We start from the raw sequence: 25,459 nt of genomic DNA on the forward strand, positions 1-25,459 counted from the left end.
AAAAAATCCCGGGGTGAGGCCGCAGGCCGAGGGGCAGCGCCCCTGCGCCGCGCCTGCCTTAAAAATCCAGGTCATTGTAGTGCCGCGGCGGTGGAAAGCCGGGGACCTGATCGGCCAGAATATTGCGAAACGCCGGGCGGCTTTTGATCTTGGCGTACCAATCCTTGACCACGGCCGACCGGTTCCAGTCCACGTCCGAGATATAGTCAAGCGACGACAAATGTGCCGCAGCCGCGAAATCAGCCAGCGTCATCTGATCGCCCGCCAGCCAGCGCCGGTGATCCAACAGCCATGTCATGTAATCCAGGTGGTATTTGATCGCTTTGGCGCCGGCCTTCACGTTCTTCGAATCGGGATAACCCTGCCCCATCATCTTTTTGTTCACACGCTCGTACAGCAGCTTTGATGTGACTTCGTTGTGAAATTTGTCATCAAACCAGTTGACCAGCCGCCGCACTTCCAGCCGGGCGACCGGATCTTTGGGCAGCAACGACGGCTCGGGCCGTGTTTCTTCCAGGTATTCGCAGATCGGTCCGCTTTCCGACATCGTCAACCCGTCCAGTTGCAGAACTGGCACCTTGGCGGCGGGGTTGCGACGCAAGAAATCGGCGTCGGCCTCCCAATATTTCTCTTCTACCAGATCAACCCCGATTTTCTTCTCGGCAAGGCTTAGACGGACCTTGCGGCAGAAAGGGGACAGGGGGACGTGAAACATTCGGGCCATGGGACATCCGTTAAAAGGGGAACGAAACGTTCACCTTCCTTGCACGGGCTGACGACCCTTTTCAACTCTCGAAACAGGTTGCGCGACCATCCGCTTCAATTGTTGCGGCCCCATCCAGAACGGCAGCAGCACGCTTGCGGACCGATTTGCTGGGGTTGCTGGCGGACCGTTCCTTGGGCAGGGGCAAGATCGCGGCAAGGCGCGCGGCCTGAACATCGCTTAGCGCGGCGGGGCTGACGCCAAAATAGTGTTGCGACGCGGCTTCGATGCCGAACACGCCTTCGTCGAACTCAACCACGTTCAGGTAAACTTCGATGATCCGCCGCTTGGACCACAGTGCCTCGACCAGCGGGGTCATCAGCGCCTCAAGCGCTTTGCGCGACCAGTTGCGCCCGTGCCAGAGATAGACGTTCTTGACCACCTGCTGGCTGATGGTCGACGCCCCCCGACCCGACCCTTCTTCGATGGCCGTGCGGATCGCCACCAGATCAAAGCCCCAGTGATTGCAGAAATTCGCGTCCTCGGCGGCCACGACCGACCGGGCCATCACAGGGGCCACATTTTCCAGCGGAACCCATTCACGGTCCAGCCCGCCCAGACGGCGCGATTCCTGCACCATGTAGAGTGTGGTTGGCGGGTTCACGACCGAAAACAAAAGCACCACGAACACCATCAGCAAGAACACGACGCTGATCGCACGCAACAGCCAGCGCCCCGGGCGAAGGCGCTTTGTCGTCTTTGTCTTCGCGGTTTTCTTTGTCGTTTTTCGGGCCATCCAACAGCTATAAACGTCCCCACCAAAGCCCGCAATCACTGGCTGCGCGGCGGGGCGAAACTGTGAAATGTCTAAAATCAGATGGATTTAAGCCTGCTGCCTTTCGCAAAAGCAGGCGGGGTCGGGGCCACCCACCACCACATGTTGGGGACATGGGGGCCTGCACCGCAAAATACCCAGTTCTGAAGGCGGATAGCTCTGGAATATCCCTAAAAATTTAAGAAATAGCAGATTGTTAAGGGAACTGCGGCAGGCGCGTTTCATGCTAATGTCGTTGCACGGCTGAATTGCCGATTTCGCAACTCCCGCAACGCAACATGGAGACATCGGGATGATTACCGCACTTAGCGCGTCCGGCTATGCCGGACTGTCGACCACACCGCAGCCTGCCGTGCTCAGCTATTCTGATGCCGCAACGGTCTGGCTGCTCAGCTGGTCCGGCAACGACGAAAACGTTATCGCGGCCAAGATGGGCACAAACGTTGGCCGCGTGGCCGACATATTGGCAGAAAACACCTATGTCGGGTCACGCGACAACGCCGTGCGCATGCGCAACGCGCGCGCCGCGATGATGCAACGATAGGGCCAGAAGGCCCCATCGCTTTTTACTCCGCCGGGATCGCCTTTTCCTCGATGGACAAGGGGGCCGGCAGATGCACAAGCATCTCTTTCGGGCAGACCTGCATGAAATGCTTCTGCTCGATATCCCAATGCTGAAGAATATCCGCGGCCTTCTGGCTGCCGGTTTCCTCAAGGTGACGTTCCAGCAAGGTTTCAAGCTGGTCGTGCCAATGGTCGACGGTCACGGGGCAGGTCACCAGCGTTTCGCGGTTCATCATGGCCGACGCTTTGCCTTCGGGATCGTACAGATAGGCCATGCCGCCGGTCATACCCGCACCAAAGTTGGCCCCGATGCTGCCCAGGATCACCGCCACGCCGCCGGTCATATATTCGCAACCGTTGCTGCCACAGCCTTCGATCACCACCGATGCGCCCGAGTTGCGCACGGCAAACCGTTCGCCCGCGCGGCCCGCAGCAAACAGATAGCCCGCTGTCGCACCATACAGAACAGTGTTGCCGATGATGGTGTTTTCCGCCGCGACAATTGCAGACGACATCGGCGGACGCACAACGATGGTGCCGCCCGACAGACCCTTGCCAACATAGTCGTTGGCATCGCCCGACACTTCCAGCTTCAACCCCGGCGCCGCGAAGGCGCCCAGCGATTGACCCGCTGAACCGGTCAGCTTCACCGTCAGGTGGTCGGGTTGCAGCGAATTGCGCATCCCGAACTTGCGCACGATGTGGCTGGATGTGCGGGTGCCCACGGTCCGGTGCGTGTTCTGCACCGCGTAAGACAACTGCATCTTCTCGCCGTCCTCCAGGAAACGCGCAGCATCACGCACAATTTTGGCGTCCAGCGTGTCCAACACAGCGTTGCGCGGCTTGTCGCGGTTATAAACGATTTCCGACGCGCCATCGACGGTGATCAACAGCGGGTTCAGGTCCAGATCGTCCAGATGGGCCGACCCGCGCGACACCTGCGCCAGCAGGTCCGCACGCCCGATCACATCGTCCAGGCTGCGCGCGCCAATCGACGCCAGCAGCTCGCGCACTTCTTGCGCGTAGAAGGTGATCAGGTTCACGACCTTGTCCGCGTTGCCGGTGAACTTGCCCCGCAACGCTTCGTCCTGGGTACACACGCCCACGGGGCAGGTGTTCGACTGGCACTGACGCACCATGATACAGCCCATTGCGATCAGGGCAGCCGTGCCGATGCCGTATTCTTCGGCCCCCATCATCGCGGCCATGACAATGTCGCGGCCAGTGCGCAGCCCGCCGTCGGTCCGCAGAGTGACACGGTCGCGCAGGTTGTTCATTGCCAGAACCTGATGCGCCTCGGTCAGGCCCATTTCCCACGGCAGGCCCGCGTATTTGATCGACGTCGCAGGCGACGCACCCGTGCCGCCGTTGTGGCCCGAGATCAGGATGATGTCGGCCTTGGCCTTGGCCACGCCCGCCGCAATCGTGCCGACGCCGCTGGAGGCCACCAGTTTCACGGTGACTTTGCAACGCGGGTTGATCTGCTTCAGATCATAGATCAGCTGCGCCAGATCCTCGATCGAATAGATGTCGTGGTGCGGCGGCGGTGAGATCAGCGTGACCCCTTTGGTCGAATGCCGCAGCCGCGCGATCAGGTCGGTGACCTTCATGCCGGGCAACTGGCCGCCTTCGCCGGGTTTCGCGCCCTGCGCCACTTTAATCTCAAGTTCTTCGCACTGGTTCAGGTATTCGGCGGTCACGCCAAAGCGGCCAGATGCGACCTGTTTGATCTTGGCCGACGGGTTGTCACCGTTCGCTTCAGGCACGAAGTGTGCCGGATCTTCGCCACCCTCGCCGCTGTCGGATTTCGCGCCAATGCGGTTCATTGCAACGTTCAGGGTCTTGTGCGCCTCGGGCGACAGGGCCCCCAGCGACATGCCCGGCGTCACGAACCGTTTGCGGATCGAGGTGATGCTTTCGACCTCTTCCAGCGGCACGGGCTTGCCCAGCGGTTTGATGTCCAGCAGGTCACGCAAGTGGATGGGCGGGTTGCTGCGCATCTTGGCGCTGTATTGCTTCCACAGCTCGAACGACGCGCGGTTGCACGCCATTTGCAACATGTGCATGGACGTGGCTTCCCATGCGTGGGTCTCACCGGATTTGCGGGCCTTGTAGAAACCGCCGATGGGCAGAACCGCATCGCTCAGCCAGCCGCGGGCGTGCACCTCTTCGACTTTGGACTGAATGCCGGTGACACCAATGCCGCTGATGCGGCTGGTCATGCCGGGGAAGTATTCGGCGCACATGGCACGGCTCAGGCCGACGGCTTCAAAGTTCAGACCACCGCGATAGGACGACACGACGCTGATGCCCATCTTGGCCAGAATTTTCAGCAAGCCCTGATCAATCGCCTCGCGGTAGCGCGCGATGGCATCGGTCAGGTTGCCGTCCAGCAGGCCGCGTTCGATGCGGTCGGCAATCGAGTCTTCGGCCAGATAGGCGTTGACGATGGTCGCACCGCAACCGACCAGCACCGCAAAATAATGCGCGTCCATGCATTCGGCGCACCGCACGTTCAGCGAACAGAAGGTGCGCAGACCCTTGCGGGTCAGATGCGAATGCACAGCAGATGTCGCCAGAATCATCGGCATCGCCACCTTGTCGGCGTTGCTGTGATGATCGGTCAGAACGATGTGACCGGCGCCCGAACGCACGGCGTCCTCGGCCTCGGCGCGGATACGGGCCAGTCCGGCGCTCAGGGTGTTTTCACCCGGCGCAAAGGTACAGTCGATCTCAACCAGATTGGCGTTGAAATGGGTGGTCAGCTCGTCCCACTGGGCATTGCCGACAAAGGGGCTGTCCAGCGTCAGGATCTCGGTCTGGCTGCTGTCTTCGTCCAGCACGTTTTTAAGGTTGCCGAACCGTGTCTTCAGACTCATCACGCGGAATTCGCGCAAGCTGTCGATTGGCGGGTTGGTCACCTGGCTAAAGTTCTGGCGGAAGAAGTGGCTCAGCGGGCGGTACATTTTCGACAGCACGGCTGACGGCGTGTCATCACCCATCGACGCCAGCGCCTCTTTGCCGTCTTCGGCCATCGGGGCCAGAACCTGCTCCAGATCCTCGACGCTGAAACCGGCCGCGATCTGGCGGCGGCGCAATTCACCACCCGAAAACAGCGCCTTTTCGGTCACAGCACCAAAGCTGTCGCCCAGTTCCTTGATCTTGCCGACCCAGTCGCCAAAGGGTTGCGAGGCAGCAAGCTGGTCCTTGATCTGCGAGTCGTCGAACAACTTGCCCTCGGTCATGTCCACGGCCAGCAACTGACCCGGCCCCAGCGCGCCCTTGCGCACGATGCGGGATTCATCCAGCGGCACCATGCCTGCCTCGGACCCCGCGATGACCATACCGTCGTTGGTCACGACATAGCGCATGGGACGCAGGCCGTTGCGGTCCAGACCGGCGCAGACCCAGCGGCCATCGGTCATCGCCAAAGCGGCGGGGCCATCCCAGGGTTCGATCACCGAGTTGCAATAGGAATACATATCGCGCCACGCCTGCGGCAGCTCGACCGCCTGCTTGGACCAGGATTCTGGGACCAGCATGGTTTTCGCCATCGGCGCATTGCGGCCCGCGCGCACCAGAACCTCGAACACCGCATCCAGTGCGGCACTGTCGGACGATCCGCTGGCGACGATGGGTTTGATGTCCTCGGCCATTTCGCCAAAGGTGCTGGAGGCCATGCGAATTTCGTGGCTTTTCATCCAGTTCAGGTTGCCCTTCAGCGTGTTGATCTCGCCGTTGTGGGCCAGCATGCGGAACGGCTGTGCCAGCCACCACTGCGGGAATGTGTTGGTGGAATACCGCTGGTGATAGATCGCAAAGGCGCTTTCGAACCGTTCGTCCATCAGGTCGGGGTAGAATTCCGCAACCTGTTCGGCCAGCATCATGCCCTTATAGATGATGCTGCGGCACGACAGCGACGCGATATACAACTGGGGCGCTTGCGCGGCCAGCGCCGCCTTTTCGATGCGCCGACGGATCACGTACAGCTCGCGTTCGAATGTCTCTTCGTCCACGCCCTTGCTGTTCGAAATCAGGATCTGTTCAATCTCGGGACGGGTCGCGTTGGCCTTTTCACCCAAGCAGGCAACGTTCACCGGAACGTGGCGCCAGCCATAGATGTTGTAGCCCATGCGCAGCACTTCGGATTCGACGATCGTCCGGCAGGTTTCCTGCGCGGCAAAGTTGGTGCGCGGCAGAAACACCTGGCCGACGGCAATCAACTGGTCCTTGCGGGGGCGGTGGCCTGTGCGCTCGATCTGGTCATAGAAGAACGGCACGGGGATCTGCACGTGAATGCCCGCACCGTCGCCGGTTTTCCCATCGGCGTCGACCGCACCACGGTGCCAGATCGCTTTCAGCGCGGCGATACCGTTTTCCACGACAGCCCGGCTTTTCGAGCCATTGATGTTAACCACAAGGCCAACGCCGCAGGAAGAATGCTCTTCTTCCTCGGTGTACAGGCCGTTTTCGGCCATATATTTGCGTTTGGCTTCCTCGGCCCGGACCCAGTCTGCATCATATTTGGTCATTGGTCGTCTCCTTCTACGGGCGCGAACATCGCGATTGTCTCGGGCGTGCTCAGTCGACGATGATCGCCGGCCAGCGCATAGCCCTGCGGACACATGTCCGCGAAAAATTCCAGTGTCAGCGGGGCATCCGCTGCATTTTTGAACAAACCCGCCGCGACATTGCGTTCGCCGGCGGCGGGAATCTCGTAAAACAGTGTCGACCCGCAGGTCGTGCAAAAGCCACGGTTGGCCCAGTCGGACGACTTGTAGGTCGTCACGGGGCCGTCAAACCGCAGGCTGCCCGCGTCCGTGGTCAGCGACACGAACATGCCGCTGGTGTGGGCGCGGCACATATCGCAGTGGCAGGCCCGCAGCACGGGATCGGTCACAGTGGCGGTCACGGTCACGGCGCCGCACAGGCATTGGCCGTTGATAGGCTGGCTCACTCCGCATCCTCCACATGAAGATGTGTCGCTTCGTAATCCGCCTTGCTGACCCGTTGCAGATCACCGCCCAACACCACACCCGACGGTGCGCAATCGGCATAGACAACGCGCGTCAGCGCCGCCCCGCCAAAGTCGTCGAACAGGCCCGGCGACAACTCCAGATTTGCAGCTCCTTCGCCTTCGGTATCGGCAAACCAGACCGCAGTGCCGCAGTTCTCGCACCAAGCACGCTCGGAAAAGCTGGACGAGGCATATGATTTGATCGGACCGGCATAAGTGACCCGTTCGCGCGGAATATCCAGACCCATCAGAACCGACCCAGTCCAACGGGTGCACGCCGAACAGTGGCAAGCCGAAGCATTGCCCAAAGGACCAGTGACGGCAACCGTCACCGCGCCGCACAAGCACCGCCCCTTGATCTGTCCAGAGTTAACCTGATCCATGTCCTGTCTCGCTTGGGTAAAAACCGCCTGTCGTGGCGGCCTTGTGCCTACTCTGCCGCGACTTGTTGCGGCGCGGTCATCTGTTGCAGAATCGCATTGGCGCAGTCGCGCCCGTCACGAATGGCCCAAACCACCAGCGACGCGCCGCGCACGATGTCACCCACCGCATAGACGCCATCCATGGCCGTCTTGCCCGACGTAAACTCGGCCATGACGGTGCCCCAACGGGTCACTTCCAGATCGGGTTGGTCCCACAGGGTCGGCAGCGCCTCGGGTTCGAAACCCAGCGCCATGATGACAATGTCCGCATCCTCGACGTAATCCGCGCCCTCAATGATCTCGGGCGATTGGCGACCTGTCGCATCAGCCGCGCCCAGACGCATTTTCTGCACCATCACACCGCTGACAGCACCGTCTTTTTCGGTAAAGCCCTTGGGCGCGCTCAGCCATTCGAACACCACGCCTTCTTCCTCGGCGTTTTGCACTTCGCGCTGGCTGCCCGGCATGTTGGCACGGTCGCGGCGGTACAGGCATTTGACCGATGTGGCGCCCTGACGGATCGACGTGCGCACGCAGTCCATCGCGGTATCGCCGCCGCCGATGACCACGATCCGCTTGCCATTCGCGTTCAGCTCGCCGCTGTCAAACTCGGGCACATCGTCGCCAAAGCTTTTGCGGTTGCTGGCGGTCAGGAAATCAATCGCACGCACCACGCCCTTGGACGTGCTGTTGGGCGCGGTCAGGTCACGGCTTTTGTAGACGCCTGTGGCGATGATGATCACGTCATGTTTCGCGCGCAGGTCGGCAAAGCTGATGTTCTTACCGACGGTGCAGTTCAGTTCGAACGTCACACCACCCTGCGCCAGCTGATCGTTCCGGCGCATGACAACGTCTTTTTCCAGTTTGAAACCGGGGATGCCATAGGTCAGCAATCCGCCCGCACGGTCGTAACGGTCATAGACGGTCACCTGCACGCCGGCCCGGCGCAGCACGTCGGCTGCGGCCAGACCACCGGGGCCCGCGCCGATGATGCCAACGCTTTCGGCACGCTCGGACGACGGCTTGATCGGCAGAACCCAACCTTCCTCCCAAGCGGTGTCGGTGATGTATTTCTCGACCGCGCCGATGGTCACGGTGCCGTGGCCCGACTGCTCGATCACACAGTTGCCTTCGCACAGACGGTCCTGCGGGCAGATGCGACCGCAAATCTCGGGGAAGGTGTTGGTGGCCTGACTGACCTCATAGGCCTCTTGCAGGCGGCCCTCGGCGGTCAGACGCAGCCAGTCGGGGATGTTGTTGTGCAACGGGCAATGGGTCTGGCAATACGGCACGCCGCACTGGCTGCACCGGCTGGATTGCTCCTTGGCCTTGGCCTGTGCAAACTCGGCGTAGATTTCATTGAAATCCTCGCGGCGCAGTTGGGCTTCACGCTTTTGGGGCATGTCCCGCTCGACGGTTACGAATTTTAGCATCGGCTGCTTGGCCATGGATTACCTACCTTGCTTCGGGTCCTCTGCGGGCGTCATAAAGGATGTCTGCATTCAATAAAAGGCAGTATAGCTGACCTATATATATCTTTTTTACGAATGCGTGTTCATATTTGGAAGAAACACGCCCAATATAGGTCCGGAACGGAACTATATTGGCGCTTTCAATTTGATTCGCAGGATTTATACCACCCCCAGCGGACCATTTGGGGGCAACCATGTCATTGTATTATCTGCTGATCGCTGCCGTCATCCAAGGCATCACCGAATTCCTTCCCGTCAGCAGCTCGGGCCACCTGATCTTGCTGCCAGCCCTGTCAGGCGCACAGGATCAGGGCCTTGCGATTGATGTCGCGGTGCATGTGGGCACCTTGCTTGCGGTGATCATCTTCTTTTGGTCCGACGTGCGCAGTGCCATCGCAGGCCTGGGCCGACTGGCGCGCGGCAGGATCGACACGCCGGGCGCCCGCCTTGCCTTTTTGCTGATCATTTCAACCATTCCTGTGATGATCGTGGGGCTGGTCATCAAAGTGACCGGCCTGGACGAGGCGATGCGATCCGTCGCCGTGATCGGCTGGACCATGCTGGGCTTTGGCCTGGTGCTGTATTGGGCAGACCGCACCGGAGAGACGATCAAAGCTAAAGAGGAGTGGACGCTGAAAGATGCAGTCGCCATGGGGCTGGCGCAGGTGATTGCGCTGATCCCCGGCACCTCGCGCTCGGGCATCACCATCACTGCCGCGCGCAAGCTGGGCTATGACCGTGAATCGGCAGCCACCCTGTCGATGCTGATGTCGATCCCGACAATCCTCGCATCCGCCGTTCTGCTGGGCGCGGATGTCGTGGACCATGCCGATTGGGCGCTGGCCCGCGACGGCGGCATCGCGGCGGCCTTTGCGTTTGTCGCGGCGATCCTGTCGCTGAAGCTGATGATGAAACTGCTGAAAAGCGTCGATTTCACACCTTACGTGATCTACCGCGTCGTCTTTGGGCTGTTTCTGCTGTGGTGGGCGTATAGTTAAGCGCGCAGGTTCTTCGCGCTTTCCTTGATCGCGTCGTACTGACCCGAGGGGCGGAAACGCCACAGATAGTCGGGCAGCACCGATTCCATCGCCACAGGTTCGATCCCCAGCTCGGCAAAGCCGCGCGCGCCTTCACCGACAACGTTGTCGTGGCGCAGGTTCTTGACCTGATCGGCGGTGATCGGCGCCTGAACGATACCCAGCGTCAGCGTCTGCCCCAAACCGGCAAAGAACGCCACAATGCGCGCGATGCCAAAGGGCATGTTCAGCACCAGACGGCGACGGCGGATAACATGCAGCATCTGCGCCATCAGCTCGCGGAACGTATCCACGTCGGGGCCGCCCAGCTCGTACACACCCGTCACGTCGTCACGGATCACCGCGGCCTCGGCGGCGCGGGCGACATCCTCGACATAGACCGGTTGGAACTTGGTATCGGCCCCTACTACGGGCAGGATCGGCGCCATACGTGTCATTCCGGCAAACCGGTTAAAGAATTCATCCTCGGGGCCGAACACGATCGACGGGCGCAGGATCACAGCGTTGGGCATATGTTCCAGTACGGCAGCCTCGCCTTCGCCCTTTGTGCGGGCATAGTCGCTGTCGGCATCCGCATCGGCACCGATGGCCGAGATCTGCACCAGTTTCTTTACACCCTGCTGCGCGGCAATGCGCGCGACACGGGCTGCACCCTCGGTTTGCACACTGTCAAAGGTGTTCTTGCCGCTTTCGGCCAGAATGCCCACGCAGTTGATCACTGCATCGGCCCCCACCATCACCTCGGCCACCGACGCATCGTCGCGGATGTTGCACAGCACAGGTTCGACCTGACCGACAACACCGTAAGGTTTGACAAAGATCGCCTCGTGCGGGCGGCGCACGGCGACACGGACGCGCCAGCCTGCTTTGGCCATGCGACGCGCGACATAGCGCCCGACAAATCCGGACCCGCCGTAGATAGTGACCAGCTTGGACATCGCAATAGCTCCTTGGGGCAATTCGTTGCATTCGGGTCTAACGGGCGCGCCCGCGCCAGACAAGACGGCAATTTGGCGCGGTTTCGCCGTCATCGGATAAAATTTGCAAATACTCTGGCCCGAACGCGAAAAACTGACAAGAATCCGTTTGACACCCACCGCCAGCTTGCCTAAACGACGCGACACCACCCGTGCCCAGATGGCGGAATGGTAGACGCGCTGGCTTCAGGTGCCAGTGGCCGCAAGGCCGTGGAGGTTCGAGTCCTCTTCTGGGCACCATTTTTCCCGACATTCTCCCCAGATGCAAACGCAGAACCGCTGCGCGCAATGCGCGTTTCAGAATGTTGGACAGGTCACCCCTCCCCCCGTTTTGCTGCAATCCCCCTCACAAATAACCAATTTATCAGGCGCCCTGCTTCACCTGACAGCGTTGCCACACCTAAATACGTTACGGAAATATCCACCTTATCGCAACTTCGGTAACATTTACATTGCCCCGAATCGCCGATTTGGTTAAGGTGAATTCAACACCACGGGAGATTTCCATGACTGCATTCATCTGTGACGCACAGCGCACCCCGATCGGGCGGTACGGCGGCGCATTGTCGTCCGTACGGGCCGACGATCTGGCGGCGGCTCCGATTGCCGCGCTGATGGCGCGCAACCCCAATGTGGATTGGGCCAGCGTCGATGATGTGATCTTTGGCTGCGCCAACCAGGCGGGCGAAGACAACCGGAACGTGGCGCGCATGGCGGCGCTGTTGGCGGGTCTGCCCGTGGATGTGCCCGGCTCGACCATCAACCGTCTGTGTGCCTCGGGCATGGACGCCGTGGGCCTTGCCGCGCGCGGGATCAAGGCGGGCGATCTGGACATGGCCATCGCCGGCGGCGTCGAAAGCATGAGCCGCGCGCCCTTTGTCATGGGCAAGGCCACCAGCGCGTTCAGCCGCGCGGCCGAGATTTTCGACACCACCATCGGCTGGCGTTTCGTGAACCCGAAGATGAAGGCGCAATATGGCGTCGATTCCATGCCGGAAACCGGCGACAATGTTGCCGCCGACCACGATGTGAACCGCGCCGATCAGGACGCATTCGCCGCCCGGTCGCAAGAACGCTGGGCTGCCGCACACGAGGCAGGCTTGTTCGCCGAGGAAATCAGCCCCGTCACCATCCCCCAGCGCAAGGGCGATCCGGTTGTCGTCGACACAGACGAACACCCCCGCCCCGGCACCACGCTGGACGCACTCGGCAAGCTGCGGGCCATCAACGGCCCCGACCTGACCGTAACCGCGGGCAACGCCTCGGGCGTGAATGACGGTGCTGCGGCCCTGCTGCTGGCGTCCGAAGCGGCGGCGGCCAAGAACGGCCTGACACCGATGGCGCGCGTCGTGGCGATGAACGCCGCCGGTGTTGAGCCCCGTGTCATGGGCATCGGCCCGATCCCGGCCTGCGAAAAGGTGCTGAAACGGGCCGGTCTGACCATCGACCAGATGGACGTGATCGAACTGAACGAAGCTTTTGCCTCGCAAGGTCTGGCGACCCTGCGTGCACTGGGTGTGGCCGACGACGATCCGCGCGTGAATGCTCAGGGCGGTGCCATCGCAATCGGCCACCCGCTGGGCATGTCGGGCGCACGTCTGGTGATGACAGCAGCCTATCAACTGAAACGTACAGGTGGGCGCTATGCGCTGTGCACCATGTGCGTGGGCGTCGGCCAAGGTGTCGCGCTTATCCTCGAGCGGGTCTGACAACGCCCCGCCCTTCTGACCGACGAAAGGTTTGAACGATGTATGCACAGATGGTGAAATCCACCGGCGAGGGGGTCCGCTCTCTCGACCAGATGGACCCGCAGGAACGCGCCTTTCAGGAGCGTATTGATGCGGGCGGCAAGATCGAACCGAAGGACTGGATGCCGGACGGCTATCGCAAGACGCTGGTCCGCCAGATCGGGCAACACGCCCACTCTGAAATCGTCGGTCAGCTGCCCGAGGGCAACTGGATCACCCGCGCGCCCACACTTGAGCGCAAGGCGATCCTGCTGGCAAAAGTACAGGACGAGGCCGGCCACGGCCTCTACCTCTATTGCGCGGCGGAAACGCTGGGCGTCACCCGCGACCAGATGACCCGCGACCTGCTGTCGGGCAAGATGAAGTATTCGTCGATCTTCAACTATCCCACCATCACATGGGCCGACATGGGTGCCGTGGGCTGGCTGGTGGACGGCGCCGCGATCATGAACCAGGTGCCGCTGCAACGCACGTCTTACGGCCCCTATGCCCGCGCAATGGTCCGCATCTGCAAAGAGGAATCGTTCCACCAGCGCCAGGGCTTTGACATCATGATGAAGATGGCACGCGGCACGCCCGAACAGAAACGCATGGCACAGGATGCGCTGAACCGCTTCTGGTATCCCTCGCTGATGATGTTCGGCCCGTCGGACGCCGAAAGCGTCCATTCGGCACAGTCGATGGCGTGGAAGATCAAGATGAACTCGAACGACGAGCTGCGTCAGAAGTTTGTCGATCTGACCGCGCCTCAGGCCGATTATCTGGGCCTGACCATTCCCGACGAAAATCTGAAGTGGAACGAGGAAAAGGGCGGCTACGACTTTTCCGAACCCGATTGGGACGAATTCTTTGACGTGCTCAAGGGCAATGGCCCCTGTTCCGTTGAGCGGTTGGAAGACCGCAACCGCGCCTGGGACGAGGGCCGCTGGGTCCGCGAGGCCATGCTGGCCCACGCCGACAAGAAACGCGCAGCCAAACTCGCAGCGGAGTAACCGATATGAGCAGCCCTGAATCCAGTGCCTACAAGGCAACCGAAGCGGCCCCGCACGACGCAGTGCGGCGCACCGAATGGCCGCTGTTTGAAATCTTTATCCGTGGCCAGCATGGCCTAAGCCACCGGCACGTCGGGTCGCTGCACGCCCCCGACGCGGAACGCGCCATGCAGAACGCCCGCGATGTCTATACCCGCCGCAAGGAGGGCGTCAGCATCTGGGTCGTCGAAGCCAGCAAGATCACCGCGTCGTCGCCCGACGACAAGGGGCACATGTACGATCCTGCGGATGACAAAGTGTACCGCCACCCGACGTTCTTCGACATCCCCGAAGAAGTGGGGACCATGTGATGGCCACCGACACGCATCTGTTTGAATGGCTGTGCCGCATGGGCGACAACGCCTTGGTTCTGGGCCACCGCGTGTCCGAATGGTGCGGCCACGCGCCCGTGCTGGAAGAGGACATTGCCCTTGCCAACACCGCGCTTGATCTGATCGGTCAGACGCAACTGTGGCTGGGACTGGCGGGAGAAGTCGAGGGCGCAGGACGTGACGCCGACGCACTGGCCTATCGCCGCGACGTGATGGATTTTCGCAACCTGCTGCTGGTCGAACAGCCCAACCGCGACTTTGGCCATACGATGATGCGCCAGTTCCTGTTCGACGCATGGCACATCGAAATGCTGAGCGCGCTCAAGGGGCATGACCACGAGCAGATCTCTGCCATCGCGGAAAAGTCACTGAAAGAAGTGACCTATCACGCGGAACGTTCTGCCGACACGGTAATCGCGCTGGGCGACGGCACCGAAGAAAGCCATACCCGGATGCAAGCGGCGCTGGACCGTCTGTGGCCCTATGTGGGCGAGATGTTCCTGTCCGACGACGTGGACCGCGCGGTGTACGACCCCGCCCCGCTGCGCGAGGCGTTTGATGCCCGTATCAACGCCGTTCTGACCGAGGCAACCCTGACCCGCCCCGACAGTGATTTCGCCCACAAAGGCGGCAAGACGGGCGTGCGCCATACCGAACATCTGGGCCACATGCTGGCGGTGATGCAGTTCCTGCCGCGCGCCTACCCGGACGCACAATGGTAACTGTCCAACCTTCTGTTGCGGATGTGTGGGAGTGGCTGGATGCCGTCCCCGACCCCGAGATTCCGGTGATCTCACTGGTGGATCTGGGGATCATCCGCGATGTGGCATGGCAGGACGACACGCTGATCGTCACGGTCACACCGACCTATTCGGGATGCCCCGCGACGACGATCATCAATCTGGACATCGAAACCGCCCTGCGCGGCCACGGCATCGAAAAGCTTGAGCTGAAACGCCAGCTTTCGCCCGCGTGGACCACCGATTGGCTGACCGACAAGGGCCGCGCCAAGCTGGAAGATTACGGCATCGCGCCGCCCCAGCCCGCAGGTGGTCCGCAGCAATGCCCGCACTGCAAATCGCAGGCGGTCGAGCGGATCAGCCAGTTCGGCTCGACCCCGTGCAAGGCGCAATGGCGCTGCACCGACTGTCTTGAACCCTTCGACTATTTCAAATGTATCTAGGCTGACCCAATGGCGCAATTCCTTCCCCTGACTGTCACCGACATTCATCACACAATCCGTGACGCGGTGGTGCTGACCCTGCAACCACAAGACCCCGACGCCTTTGCCTTTACCCAAGGCCAGTATCTGACGTTCAAACAGGATTTCGACGGCACCGAGCTGCGCCGCAACTATTCGATCTGCGCAGGTCTGGACGATGGCAAACTGCAAGTGGGCATCAAGCGTGTGGATGGCGGGGCGTTTTCAACCTTTGCCAACACCGAACTAAAGGTCGGCGACACCCTGCACGCCATGCCGCCCTCGGGCAGCTTTCACACCCCGATCGAACCGGACAAGGCGAAGAACTACCTTGGCTTTGCGGGTGGCTCTGGCGTGACCCCCGTGCTGTCGATCCTGCGCACGGTGATGACCCGCGAACCCGACAGCACCTTTACCCTGATTTACGCCAACCGCGCCGTCGGCACGATCATGTTCCGCGAGGAACTGGAAGACCTGAAAAACCGTTACATGGGTCGCCTGACCCTGATCCACGTTCTGGAAACAGGGCAGGACATCGACCTGTTCACCGGCCGCGTCGATCAGGACAAATGCGCCGCCCTGTTCAAAAGCTGGATCGACATCGGCAGCATCGACACCGCGTTCATCTGCGGACCCGAACCGATGATGCTGGCCATTGCCGACGCGCTGAAAACCCACGGGCTGGCGGATGGCCAGATCAAGTTCGAGCTGTTCAGCGAAAGCCAGAAGGGCCAGCTGGCCAAGCAGGAAATCAAGGAACGCGCCAAGGGTCAGGCAGGCACCAAGACCACCGTGATCATCGACGGCACCGGCCACCAGTTCGAAATGCCCAAGGATCAATCGGTGCTGGAAACCGCGCTGGCCAACGATCTGGATGCGCCGTTTTCGTGCAAGGCGGGTGTCTGTTCCACCTGCAAGGCCAAGGTGACCGAGGGCGAATATGAAATGCTGACCAACCACGCGCTGGAAGACTACGAAGTCGAGGCAGGCTTTGTCCTGACCTGCCAGTGCTACGCGCTCAGCGACACATTGGTCGTGGACTACGACCAGCACTAAACAGGGATTTCCCATGCAACATGTACATTCTTTTGCCGCCGGTCAGTGGATCGCACCGGGGGCCGGTGCGCGGTCCATTGCCTCGGCCATCACCGGCGACGTGATCGCGGACGCGGGCAACGACGCGCTGGATGTGCAGGCAATGCTGGCCTATGGCCGCGAGGTCGGTGGCCCCGCGCTGCGCGCGATGACGTTCCACGACCGTGCGCGGATGATCAAGGCACTGGCGCTGTATCTGCGCGAACACCGGACCGCGCTCTATGACCTTAGCTATGACACTGGCGCAACAAAGTCCGACCATCAGATCGACGTGGATGGCGGCATTGGCACGATGCTGGTCTATGCGTCGAAAGGGCGGCGCGACCTGCCCGATGCGCATGTTTATCTGGACGGTGTGCCCGAACAGTTGGGCCGCGCGGGTGCCTTTATGGGCCAACACATCTGCACCCCGCTGCAAGGCGTCGCGGTGCACATCAACGCGTTCAACTTCCCCGTCTGGGGCATGTTGGAAAAACTGGCCCCGACCCTGCTGGCCGGTCTGCCCGCGATCATCAAACCCGCCACCGCCACCTGTTATGTCACCGAGGCCTGCGTGCGCCTGATGCTGGACAGCGGCCTGCTGCCTGCGGGGGCCTTGCAACTGGTGTCGGGCGGGTTGGGCGACATGCTGGACCATGTCGGCTGTCAGGACGTGGTGACGTTTACCGGCTCTGCCGATACGGCGCTGAAACTGCGCGGCAATGCCAACATCCTGTCCAACAGCGTGCGCTTTACCGCCGAACAGGACAGCCTGAACGCATCCGTCCTTGGCCCCGACGCCGTGCCCGGCACGCCCGAGTTCGACCTGTTCGTCAAGGAAGTCCAACGCGAGATGACCGCCAAGGCGGGCCAGAAATGCACCGCCATCCGCCGCATCATGGTCCCGCAAGCCCACGAACAAGCAGTGATCGAGGCGATCTCGGCCCGATTGGCCAAGGTCACTATCGGTGATCCGCGCGACGCGGCGACCGGCATGGGCGCGCTCGTCTCTGCCGCCCAGAAACGCGATGTGCTGGACAAGGCCGCCGCCATCGGTGCCGAAGCGACCCGCGTGTTCGGCGACCCCGACGATTTTGCCATGTCGGACAGCAAGGGCGCGTTCGTGCCGCCGATGCTGTTCCACTGCGCCGACCCCGACACCGCCACCCGCGTGCACGACACCGAGGCGTTCGGCCCGGTGTCCACCGTCATGGGCTACCGCGATCTGGACCACGCGATTGCGCTGCTGAACCGTGGCCAGGGATCGCTTGTGGCATCCGTCATCACCCACGACGGCGACGTGGCCCGCGCCGTGGCGATGGGCGCAGGCGCGTTCCACGGTCGGCTGTATTTCAACAACCGCGACAGCATGGCCGAAGCCACAGGCCACGGCGCACCCTTGCCCCATATGGTGCACGGCGGACCGGGCCGCGCGGGCGGCGGCGAGGAACTGGGCGGCAGCCGCGCCGTTATGCACTATATGCAACGCACCGCCATTCAGGGCAGCCCCGACATCCTGACTGCCGTTGGCAACCGCTGGGTGCCCGGTGCGACCGAACATGCAGACAAACCGCACCCCTTCACGCGGGTTTATGGCGATCTGGAAATGGGCGACACGTTCAATTCGCCCACGCGCGAAATCACGCTGGACGACATCGAAACCTTTGCGCATTTCACCGGCGATACGTTCTATGCCCACATGGACGACGCGGCGGCCAAGGCGAACCCGTTCTTCCCCGGTCGCGTGGCGCATGGCTATCTGCTGCTGAGCTTTGCGGCAGGGCTGTTCGTGCAACCCGACCCCGGCCCCGTTCTGGCCAACACCGGTCTGGACAACCTTCGTTTCATGAAACCCGTGCAGGCCGGCGACAGCATCAAGGTGCGCTTGTCGGTCAAGGTCAAAACCCCTCGCAATGACGAATATGGCGAAGTACGCTGGCACGTGACCCTGACCAATCAGGATGACGAACAAGTGGCCGAATACGAATTGCTGACGATGAATGCCTTCTGATCCCTACAGCGACGCGCTGAACATCCTGACCGCAACCGCGACCCAGCGGGTGTGGTCCGTGCTGGTCAGCGTGTTCGGCGATCTGGCCCGCCACGAGGGCGAAGGCATTGACGGCCCCGTGCTGACCGCCCTGATGGCCGAGGCACAGATCAAACCCGAAGCAACCCGCGTCGCCCTGCACCGTCTGCGCAACGACGACTGGATCACCTCGGTCAAGTCGGGACGCACCAGCCACCACAGCCTGACCCGCACGGGCCGCAAGCTTAGCCTTGCCGCCAGCGCGCGCATCTACAGCACCCCTGCCGAGGCCGCCCAAGGCTGGCAACTGGTGCTGCTGGAAACCGCCACATCGGAATCGCGCGAACAGATGGAGGCGCAGGGCTTTGCCCCGCTGGCGCCACGTCTGTACATCGGCGCGGACACTGCGATTGCCCCGGCCGGCACGCTCGCCCTGCCTGCCACCGCCGCCCCCCGCTGGCTGGGCGCGCAATTCGAGCCCAAGGACCTAAGCCAGGATTACGCCGCCCTGTACGAACGACTGGCAGCGCTTGATGCGCTGAAACTGGACGCCGCCGCACTGAACCCCGTCCAGATCGGCGTGCTGCGGTCGCTGATCGTGCATGGCTGGCGGCGGCTGGTGCTGAAACACCCCGACCTGCCCCCCGACGTCTATTCCGACGCATGGCGCGGGCACGACTGCCGCGCGCTGGTCACCGGCCTGCTGACCCGCCTGCCCCGGCCTGCGCTGTCTGCCTTGCACGACTAGGCCACAGCGCAATCTGGCGCAAATGCACGGCATGTGCTTTCCCGCCGCCCAATGGCGCGCTATAGCACTGGCATGACGAATTATTTGCACACCTCGGATCTGCCCGACGATCTGGACCTTGGTCCCGTTGTCGCGATTGATTGCGAAACGATGGGCCTGAACCCGCACCGCGACCGGCTGTGCGTGGTACAACTGTCTGGCGGTGACGGAAACGCCCACATGGTGCAGATCCTCAAAGGCCAGACAACGGCCCCGAACCTGTGCGCATTGCTGGTCAATCCCGACGTTCTGAAACTGTTCCATTTCGGACGTTTCGACATCGCCGCCATGCTGAACGCATTTGGCGTGGTCACCGCGCCGGTGTACTGCACCAAGATCGCCAGCAAGCTGGTGCGCACCTATACAGACCGGCACGGGCTGAAAAACCTGGCTCAGGAACTGCTGGGCGTCGACATCTCGAAGCACCAGCAAAGCAGCGACTGGGGCGCGCCCAAGCTGACCGACGCGCAACTGGATTACGCCGCATCCGACGTGCTGTACCTGCACCGCCTGCGCGAGGCGCTGAACAAGCGCCTGCTGCGCGAGGACCGGATGGACATCGCCCAGGCTTGCTTCGACTTTCTGCCAACACGCGCCAAACTGGATCTTGCAGGCTGGCCCGACACGGACATTTTTGCGCACCTATGAACACCGATACCCCCTTTCTGGACGCGGGCCGCCGCGTCATCGCCATCGAAATGCAGGCGCTCAGCCAGCTGCACGACGCGCTGGACGACAATTTCGCGCGCGCCGTTGACCAGTTGCTGAAAACCACCGGCCGGGTGATTGTCACCGGCATCGGCAAATCCGGCCACATCGCCCACAAGATCGCGGCAACTTTGGCCAGCACCGGCACGCCCGCGCAATTCGTCCACCCCGCCGAGGCCAGCCACGGCGATCTGGGCATGGTCACCAGCCACGACGCGGTTATCGCCATCTCGAACTCGGGCGAGGCACCGGAACTGGCCGACCTGATCGCCTATACCCGCCGCTTTGCGATCCCACTGATCGGCATCACCAGCCGCCCCGAAAGCGCGCTGGGCAAGCAATGCGACATCATCGTCACCCTGCCCCGCGCCGAAGAGGCCTGCGGCACCGGCATCGTACCCACCTCGTCCACCACCATGACGCTGGCCGTGGGCGATGCACTGGCTGTGGCGCTGATGGAACACCGCGCCTTTACCGCCGAGGATTTCCGCGGCTTTCACCCCGGCGGCAAGCTGGGCGCACAACTCAGCCGCGTGGCCGACCTGATGCACAGCGGCGACGCGTTGCCGTTGGTGTCCGAAGACACAGGCATGGGCGACGCGCTGATCGAGATCAGCCAGAAAAGCTTTGGCGTGGTCGGCGTGACCGATGCCAGCGGCGCGCTGGTCGGGATCATCACCGACGGCGACCTGCGCCGCCATCTGGACGGGCTGATGTCCCTGACCGCCCGCGACGTGATGACCGCAGCCCCCACCACCATCGGCCCCGATGCGCTGGCCGAACAAGCGGTGGGCATGATGAACAGCCGCAAGATCACCTGCCTGTTCGTCACCGATCAAAAGCCCGCGCCGACGCCGCTGGGTCTGCTGCACATCCACGACTGTTTGCGCGTCGGTCTGGGTTAAGGCGGGGCGATGGACTGGTATTCAAAACTGGTCGCCACGCTGAAGGTGCTTTTGCCCCTGATCGCTTTGGCCCTGCTGCCGACGCTGTTCCTGCTGTCGCGCACCATTGACCCGGTCAGCACCATCCCGTTTGCCGAGGAAGACGTGCGCGACCGGATGGAACAACAGCAAATCACCGGCCCGTTCTTTTCCGGCGCGACCGAGGCAGGCGACAGCCTGTCCTTTGCGGCCGCCAAGCTGACCACCAGCGCCGACAACCGCAACGAGGCCACTGATGTCACCGCCAAGGTCGATATGGTCGGCGGCACGCATATCGACCTTGTGGCAGACACCGCGCGTCTGGACCTGATCGCATCCAAAATGGACCTGTCGGGAAATGTGGTCATCACCACGTCGACCGGATTCAAGATTGCCTCGGATGTGCTGATGGCCAACCTAGAAACCGCCACGCTGACCTCGCCCGGACAGGTGCAGGCCCAAAGCGGCTTTGGTGACCTGACGGCGGGGCAGATGATACTGTCGGGCAGCCGTGCGGGCGGCCCCTCCCAATTGGTTTTCACAAACGGCGTGAAGCTGGTATACGATCCCAAACAAACAGATGAGTAATTTATCGTGAATGCTTTCCGTGCTCTGACGACCGCCCTGTTGCTGTGCTGTGCCGCGCCTGTTCTGGCCCAAGGCACGAACGTCGCCTTTGGCGCCATCACCCAAGACACGTCGCTGCCGGTCGAGGTGACCGCCGACAATCTGGCGGTCGATCAATCCTCGGGCACGGCGGTTTTTACCGGCAATGTGATGATCGGTCAGGGCGAGATGCGTCTGACGGCGGCCCGTGTTCTGGTCACCTACAGATCGCAAAACGCAGGCATCGCCAAACTTGAGGCGACCGGCGGCGTGACCCTTGTCACCGGCGCAGATGCAGCCGAGTCCGAGCGCGCAGACTACAACATTGATTCGGGCGAGATCGAAATGTCGGGCAACGTGTTGCTGACCCAAGGCAGCAGCGCCCTGACCGCAGAAAAAATGTTCGTCAATCTGCGTGATGGCACCGCGCGCATGTCGGGCCGGGTCAAGACGATCCTGCAAACCGGAAACGACTAACAAATGTCTGCCCCTGATCTGTCCATCGCAGCCGCCAATGACGGGCTGCACATCTCGCATTTGCGGAAATCCTACCGCAAGAAAGTCGTCATTCGCGACTTTTCCATGCATCTGGATCGCGGCGAAGTCGTCGCCCTGCTGGGCCCCAACGGCTCGGGCAAAACCACGACGTTCTACGCCATCGCAGGCCTTGTCACCCCCGAGGGCGGCACCGTCAAAGTGGACGGCACCGACGTGACCACCCTGCCGATGTATCGCCGCGCCCAAATGGGCATCGGATACCTGCCGCAAGAGATGAGCATTTTTCGCGGTCTCAGCGTGCAGGACAACATTTCGGCCATCCTCGACATCGCGGAAAAGCACCGCCACAAACGGCGCGAACGCCTGGAAGAACTGCTGTCCGAATTCTCGATCGAACACCTGCGCCGCGCGCCGGCACTTGCCCTGTCGGGGGGCGAACGCCGCCGCGTGGAAATCGCCCGCTGTCTGGCCGCAAACCCCAAGTTTCTGCTGCTGGACGAACCGTTCGCGGGGGTTGATCCGATCAGCGTGGGCGACATCCGTCATCTGGTCGCAGACCTGAAAAAGCGCGGCATCGGCGTGCTGATCACCGACCACAACGTCCGGGAAACACTGGAAATTGTCGACCGCGCCTATATCCTGCACGAGGGCAAGGTTCTGATGTCCGGCACACCCGCTGAAGTTGTCGAGAACCAGAATGTGCGCCGTGTCTACCTGGGTGAGAATTTCCGCGTTTCTTAGCCGATTAAAATGACTTGTCGGCAAAACTTGACCCACATCACGGTGCTTTTGATTGACAGCATGACCTGTTTGCGCGCTCAATAGGGCATGGCAAAAGCACTTTTTGAGACTGCTGTGACCTGCGCCTTGAGCAATCAAGCGACGATACTGCATCTCATGGCTTTGCCTTTTCCCGAGACCCAGAACTAGGCCCCGTGACGGGCCCACTGCGGCCTGTCGCCCCCAGTCCGGGTCCCTAACCGTGAGGAGAGACAATGCGGTACCAAATCAGTGGCAAACAGATCGACATCGGCGCAGCACTGCAAACACATGTTCAGACGGAACTGGGCGCGGCAGTTGGAAAATACGCCGACCGTCCGACCGATGCACAGGTGGTGTTCTCGAAATCCGGTCACGAATTTGTCTGCGAGGCGACCGTTCACCTGTCCACCGGACTGACTGCCACAGCCAAGGCACGCGGCACTGAAATTTACGCCGCTTTTGAAGCTTGCTGCGAAAAGATGGAAAAACAGTTGCGCCGTTACAAGCGCCGTTTGAAAGACCATCACAAGGAACGTCCCCAGCCGGTTGAACTCTTTGGCGCTTCCTCCTATATCCTCGCCTCCGAGGTAGATGACACATCACCCGAGCCGGATTCGCTGCAACCGATCATCGTGGCGGAGATGGAAACCAAGATACAATCGCTAAGCGTTGGCGAGGCCGTGATGCAGATGGAGTTGGCGGGTGCGCCGGTTCTTGTGTTTCGGAAAGAAGGACAAGATGGGTTGAACGTCGTGTATCGCCGCGAAGACGGCAATATCGGCTGGATTGATCCATAAGGATTTAACGGCGCCGAGGCGTCAGAGCAGTGCGAGCCACAATGGAATTTGCAAAGCTTCTCAAGCCGGAGGCCGTGAAGGTGTTAACCTCGGCCTCCAGCAAAAAACGCCTGTTGCACGAGATCTCTGATCTCGCGCACAGCGCCTATGGCTTGAACGCAAGCCACGTGAACGAGGCACTGATGGCCCGCGAGGCTCTGGGCCCCACAGGCGTTGGCCGCGGCGTGGCCCTGCCCCATGCACGGCTGGACGGTGTGAACGAAGTGATCGGCGTCTTTGTGGTGCTGGACAAACCCATCGACTTCAGCTCGGTTGACCGTTTGCCCGTCGACATCGCCTTTGCGCTGTTTGCCCCCGAAGATGCGGGTGTTGAACACCTCAAGGCGCTGGCACTGGTATCGCGCACCCTGCGCGACACGTCGATCTGCACCAAGCTGCGGGCCAACCATGACGCCAGCACGCTGTACACCATCCTGTCCGAGGCGCAGTCAGCCCAAGCGGCCTGACGCTAGGCCCAGCGCGAAAACCCGAACATCATGTAATCGCGCTGGTAGACATCACTGACCAGCGATTCGATGCTGTCGTCGTAGATGTCTTTCAACGTGAACGGCCCCGGCTCGGACACTGCGGCGACCTGTGGGGCCTTCTTCACACCAATCTGCGCGGCAATCTCGCCCAGCTCGGTCTGTAGATCGTCCTCGCGGATGATCCGGTCGGGCAAGACGAACTCACCAAAGCCCTGCACCGCCTGCGTCTGTGTGCACCACGCCGGATCGACACGAATGGCGGTCTGACCTGCAAGGTTGCCCTTGAGAAACGTCAGAAACGCCGTGAACGCCCGATGGTGGGCCGCCCGGTCATAGCTGGCGTCGGGCGCTTCTTGCGGGATGGGCAGCGCATAGCGGCGGATCAGCGTCTGGCGCAGGGCGTCATAACAGTCCGGCCCCGGGTTCAGGATACGGTGGCAAAACGCATGATGCGCCCGCGCCGCCGGATGGCGCAGCACGGTAAAGCTGCGGTGCCCGCGATTGCGGCGCTTCCACTGGCGCAGGTCCTTCTGGCTCATCTTGCGCAGCAACGCGTCGTCCGTCACCCCGTCCAACGCGGCCATCCAGTCGTAAATCTGATCCTCTGGCCCGCTGCGCATCGGCAGGTACAGCAACGGGGACTTGGCGGCGGCCACATAGGTCGGAATAACCGGCCCACGGCGCGGCTCGAAGCTGGGCGTGCGGGTCAGGTTGAAACGATCCAGCCGGTTCAGCGCCTGCGCCATTTCGTCGGCATTGGTCACCTTTTCGGTGATCGGGCTGGGGTTCTGCTTTTTCAGGCTTTTGTCCAACGCCTCAAGCCGACTGTCCACGCCAAGGTAGGCCGCAAGCCCGTTCATCACCTCGACGCTTTGCAGGTCCTCGTAGGCCACGTAGAACGCGGTTTGCCCCGTCACCTGCAAACGGTTCATCAGCATCACCTGAAAGCTTTGCAACGCCTCCAGGTGCGCTTCGAATTCGGTGGCGTCGAAATCAGCGGCCCCCTCCTTGCGGCGCTTGACGTCCGTCAGCTTCCACTGCCCCGTCGCCTGCGCGATCTTCCACGACACGTAGCTGTCCACCGGATTGCGCGTCAGCACGATCTTGGCGCATTTGGGATCGTTCACGATGGTGTCGAACACGCGCGGGTCGTGATCGTGAAAATAGCGAAAGCCACCCAAACCGTCGGTCTGCTTGCGGATGACTTTCAAAAACCCCTCGGGGTCCGCGTCGCGCGTGGCCTGGGTCACGCCCAGTATTTCGGTCACGTTGGGGTAGCCGATGAAATGCGGATTGAACGCCTCGCCGTGGCAGGTGATCCCGTCAAAGGCATTCAGATTGGTTTCCAGAAAGTTTGATCCGGTGCGCATTTCCGCAAACACCACGAAACAGTCGAATTTCTGCGCCAT

Annotated in this window: 25 protein-coding genes and 1 tRNA gene; 18 read left to right on the forward strand and 8 right to left on the reverse strand. The window is 61.7% G+C overall.

The genetic code is table 11. The features are described from left to right. Positions 1–58: 58 nt before the first annotated feature. Together AAC077_RS08995 and mtgA are read right to left on the reverse strand one after the other, a co-directional pair. Entirely contained in the window at positions 59–724 is a 666-nt protein-coding gene (locus AAC077_RS08995; RefSeq protein WP_339768692.1) for a glutathione S-transferase family protein, read from the reverse strand. A 61-nt stretch (positions 725–785) separates the two neighbouring features. Next, on the reverse strand, positions 786–1,499 hold the full coding sequence (gene mtgA, locus AAC077_RS09000) for a monofunctional biosynthetic peptidoglycan transglycosylase (protein ID WP_339768694.1): 714 nt from the start codon (positions 1,497–1,499) through the stop codon (positions 786–788). Positions 1,500–1,830: 331 nt separating this feature from the next. Here mtgA and AAC077_RS09005 point away from each other — a divergent pair, with 331 nt between their 5' ends. Beyond that, the gene (locus tag AAC077_RS09005; protein WP_339768696.1) at positions 1,831–2,082 is read left to right on the forward strand and encodes a hypothetical protein; all 252 of its coding nucleotides are present in this window, start codon (positions 1,831–1,833) and stop codon (positions 2,080–2,082) included. A 22-nt stretch (positions 2,083–2,104) separates the two neighbouring features. On the opposite strand, the gene gltB is transcribed toward AAC077_RS09005, so the two are convergent. Genes gltB through AAC077_RS09025 form a run of 4 tightly spaced genes read right to left on the reverse strand, consistent with a single transcriptional unit; the run spans position 2,105 to position 8,989 of the window. Then, entirely contained in the window at positions 2,105–6,634 is a 4,530-nt protein-coding gene (gene gltB, locus AAC077_RS09010) for a glutamate synthase large subunit (protein ID WP_339768698.1), read from the reverse strand. Beyond that, on the reverse strand, positions 6,631–7,059 hold the full coding sequence (locus AAC077_RS09015; protein WP_339768700.1) for a GFA family protein: 429 nt from the start codon (positions 7,057–7,059) through the stop codon (positions 6,631–6,633). The genes gltB and AAC077_RS09015 overlap by 4 nt, the downstream gene beginning before the upstream one ends. After that, a complete protein-coding gene (locus AAC077_RS09020; RefSeq protein ID WP_339768701.1) occupies positions 7,056–7,502 on the reverse strand; it encodes a GFA family protein in 447 nt (148 codons plus the stop codon). Before AAC077_RS09020 ends, AAC077_RS09015 begins: the two co-directional genes overlap by 4 nt. 47 nt (positions 7,503–7,549) lie before the next feature. Continuing rightward, entirely contained in the window at positions 7,550–8,989 is a 1,440-nt protein-coding gene (locus AAC077_RS09025; protein WP_339768703.1) for an NAD(P)-dependent oxidoreductase, read from the reverse strand. A 218-nt stretch (positions 8,990–9,207) separates the two neighbouring features. Between AAC077_RS09025 and AAC077_RS09030 the strand changes: the two genes are divergently transcribed. Then, positions 9,208–10,011 (forward strand): undecaprenyl-diphosphate phosphatase, encoded by an 804-nt coding sequence (locus AAC077_RS09030; RefSeq protein WP_339768705.1) that lies wholly within the window; start codon positions 9,208–9,210, stop codon positions 10,009–10,011. Here AAC077_RS09030 and AAC077_RS09035 read toward each other — a convergent pair. Further along, on the reverse strand, positions 10,008–10,988 hold the full coding sequence (locus AAC077_RS09035) for a complex I NDUFA9 subunit family protein (protein ID WP_339768707.1): 981 nt from the start codon (positions 10,986–10,988) through the stop codon (positions 10,008–10,010). The genes AAC077_RS09030 and AAC077_RS09035 overlap by 4 nt on opposite strands. A gap of 193 nt (positions 10,989–11,181) precedes the next feature. Between AAC077_RS09035 and AAC077_RS09040 the strand changes: the two genes are divergently transcribed. The 16 genes from AAC077_RS09040 to AAC077_RS09115 all read left to right on the forward strand — a co-directional run bounded on the left by AAC077_RS09040 (position 11,182) and on the right by AAC077_RS09115 (position 24,029). After that, positions 11,182–11,267, forward strand: a tRNA-Leu gene (locus tag AAC077_RS09040). 266 nt (positions 11,268–11,533) lie between these two features. Beyond that, positions 11,534–12,736 carry a 3-oxoadipyl-CoA thiolase gene (gene pcaF / locus AAC077_RS09045; RefSeq protein WP_339768709.1) on the forward strand — a complete coding sequence of 401 codons (1,203 nt, stop codon included), beginning with the start codon at positions 11,534–11,536 and terminating at the stop codon, positions 12,734–12,736. Between the two features lie 38 nt (positions 12,737–12,774). Further along, entirely contained in the window at positions 12,775–13,767 is a 993-nt protein-coding gene (gene paaA, locus AAC077_RS09050) for a 1,2-phenylacetyl-CoA epoxidase subunit PaaA (RefSeq protein WP_339768711.1), read from the forward strand. Positions 13,768–13,772: 5 nt separating this feature from the next. Further along, the gene (gene paaB, locus AAC077_RS09055; protein WP_339768713.1) at positions 13,773–14,117 is read left to right on the forward strand and encodes a 1,2-phenylacetyl-CoA epoxidase subunit PaaB; all 345 of its coding nucleotides are present in this window, start codon (positions 13,773–13,775) and stop codon (positions 14,115–14,117) included. Beyond that, positions 14,117–14,860 (forward strand): 1,2-phenylacetyl-CoA epoxidase subunit PaaC, encoded by a 744-nt coding sequence (gene paaC, locus AAC077_RS09060; protein ID WP_339768715.1) that lies wholly within the window; start codon positions 14,117–14,119, stop codon positions 14,858–14,860. The genes paaB and paaC overlap by 1 nt, the downstream gene beginning before the upstream one ends. Beyond that, the gene (paaD, locus tag AAC077_RS09065; protein ID WP_339768717.1) at positions 14,854–15,321 is read left to right on the forward strand and encodes a 1,2-phenylacetyl-CoA epoxidase subunit PaaD; all 468 of its coding nucleotides are present in this window, start codon (positions 14,854–14,856) and stop codon (positions 15,319–15,321) included. The genes paaC and paaD overlap by 7 nt, the downstream gene beginning before the upstream one ends. A 9-nt stretch (positions 15,322–15,330) precedes the next feature. Beyond that, positions 15,331–16,395 carry a 2Fe-2S iron-sulfur cluster-binding protein gene (locus AAC077_RS09070; RefSeq protein WP_339768719.1) on the forward strand — a complete coding sequence of 355 codons (1,065 nt, stop codon included), beginning with the start codon at positions 15,331–15,333 and terminating at the stop codon, positions 16,393–16,395. Between the two features lie 13 nt (positions 16,396–16,408). Then, positions 16,409–18,424: a phenylacetic acid degradation bifunctional protein PaaZ gene (gene paaZ, locus AAC077_RS09075; protein WP_339768721.1), complete on the forward strand. Its 2,016-nt coding sequence runs from the start codon at positions 16,409–16,411 to the stop codon at positions 18,422–18,424. Then, positions 18,414–19,190: a PaaX family transcriptional regulator C-terminal domain-containing protein gene (locus AAC077_RS09080; protein ID WP_339768722.1), complete on the forward strand. Its 777-nt coding sequence runs from the start codon at positions 18,414–18,416 to the stop codon at positions 19,188–19,190. The genes paaZ and AAC077_RS09080 overlap by 11 nt, the downstream gene beginning before the upstream one ends. A 72-nt stretch (positions 19,191–19,262) precedes the next feature. Continuing rightward, a complete protein-coding gene (locus tag AAC077_RS09085) occupies positions 19,263–19,877 on the forward strand; it encodes a ribonuclease D (RefSeq protein ID WP_339768724.1) in 615 nt (204 codons plus the stop codon). Next, positions 19,874–20,842, forward strand: coding sequence for a KpsF/GutQ family sugar-phosphate isomerase (locus AAC077_RS09090; protein ID WP_339768726.1), 969 nt, complete (start codon positions 19,874–19,876; stop codon positions 20,840–20,842). The genes AAC077_RS09085 and AAC077_RS09090 overlap by 4 nt, the downstream gene beginning before the upstream one ends. Positions 20,843–20,851: 9 nt before the next feature. Then, positions 20,852–21,448, forward strand: a complete 597-nt coding sequence (locus AAC077_RS09095) for a hypothetical protein (RefSeq protein WP_339768728.1) — start codon at positions 20,852–20,854, stop codon at positions 21,446–21,448. A gap of 6 nt (positions 21,449–21,454) precedes the next feature. Continuing rightward, positions 21,455–21,943 carry a lipopolysaccharide transport periplasmic protein LptA gene (lptA, locus tag AAC077_RS09100; RefSeq protein WP_339768730.1) on the forward strand — a complete coding sequence of 163 codons (489 nt, stop codon included), beginning with the start codon at positions 21,455–21,457 and terminating at the stop codon, positions 21,941–21,943. A gap of 3 nt (positions 21,944–21,946) precedes the next feature. After that, positions 21,947–22,705, forward strand: coding sequence for an LPS export ABC transporter ATP-binding protein (lptB, locus tag AAC077_RS09105; protein ID WP_339768732.1), 759 nt, complete (start codon positions 21,947–21,949; stop codon positions 22,703–22,705). 254 nt (positions 22,706–22,959) lie between these two features. Beyond that, a complete protein-coding gene (gene raiA / locus AAC077_RS09110) occupies positions 22,960–23,523 on the forward strand; it encodes a ribosome-associated translation inhibitor RaiA (RefSeq protein ID WP_339768734.1) in 564 nt (187 codons plus the stop codon). A gap of 41 nt (positions 23,524–23,564) precedes the next feature. Continuing rightward, a complete protein-coding gene (locus tag AAC077_RS09115) occupies positions 23,565–24,029 on the forward strand; it encodes a PTS sugar transporter subunit IIA (RefSeq protein WP_339768736.1) in 465 nt (154 codons plus the stop codon). 2 nt (positions 24,030–24,031) lie between these two features. On the opposite strand, the gene AAC077_RS09120 is transcribed toward AAC077_RS09115, so the two are convergent. Next, on the reverse strand, positions 24,032–25,459 hold the full coding sequence (locus AAC077_RS09120; RefSeq protein WP_339768738.1) for a nodulation protein NodH: 1,428 nt from the start codon (positions 25,457–25,459) through the stop codon (positions 24,032–24,034).

Origin of the sequence: uncultured Pseudosulfitobacter sp. (genome assembly GCF_963976325.1) — a bacterium.
In the GTDB taxonomy this organism is placed as follows: domain Bacteria; phylum Pseudomonadota; class Alphaproteobacteria; order Rhodobacterales; family Rhodobacteraceae; genus Pseudosulfitobacter.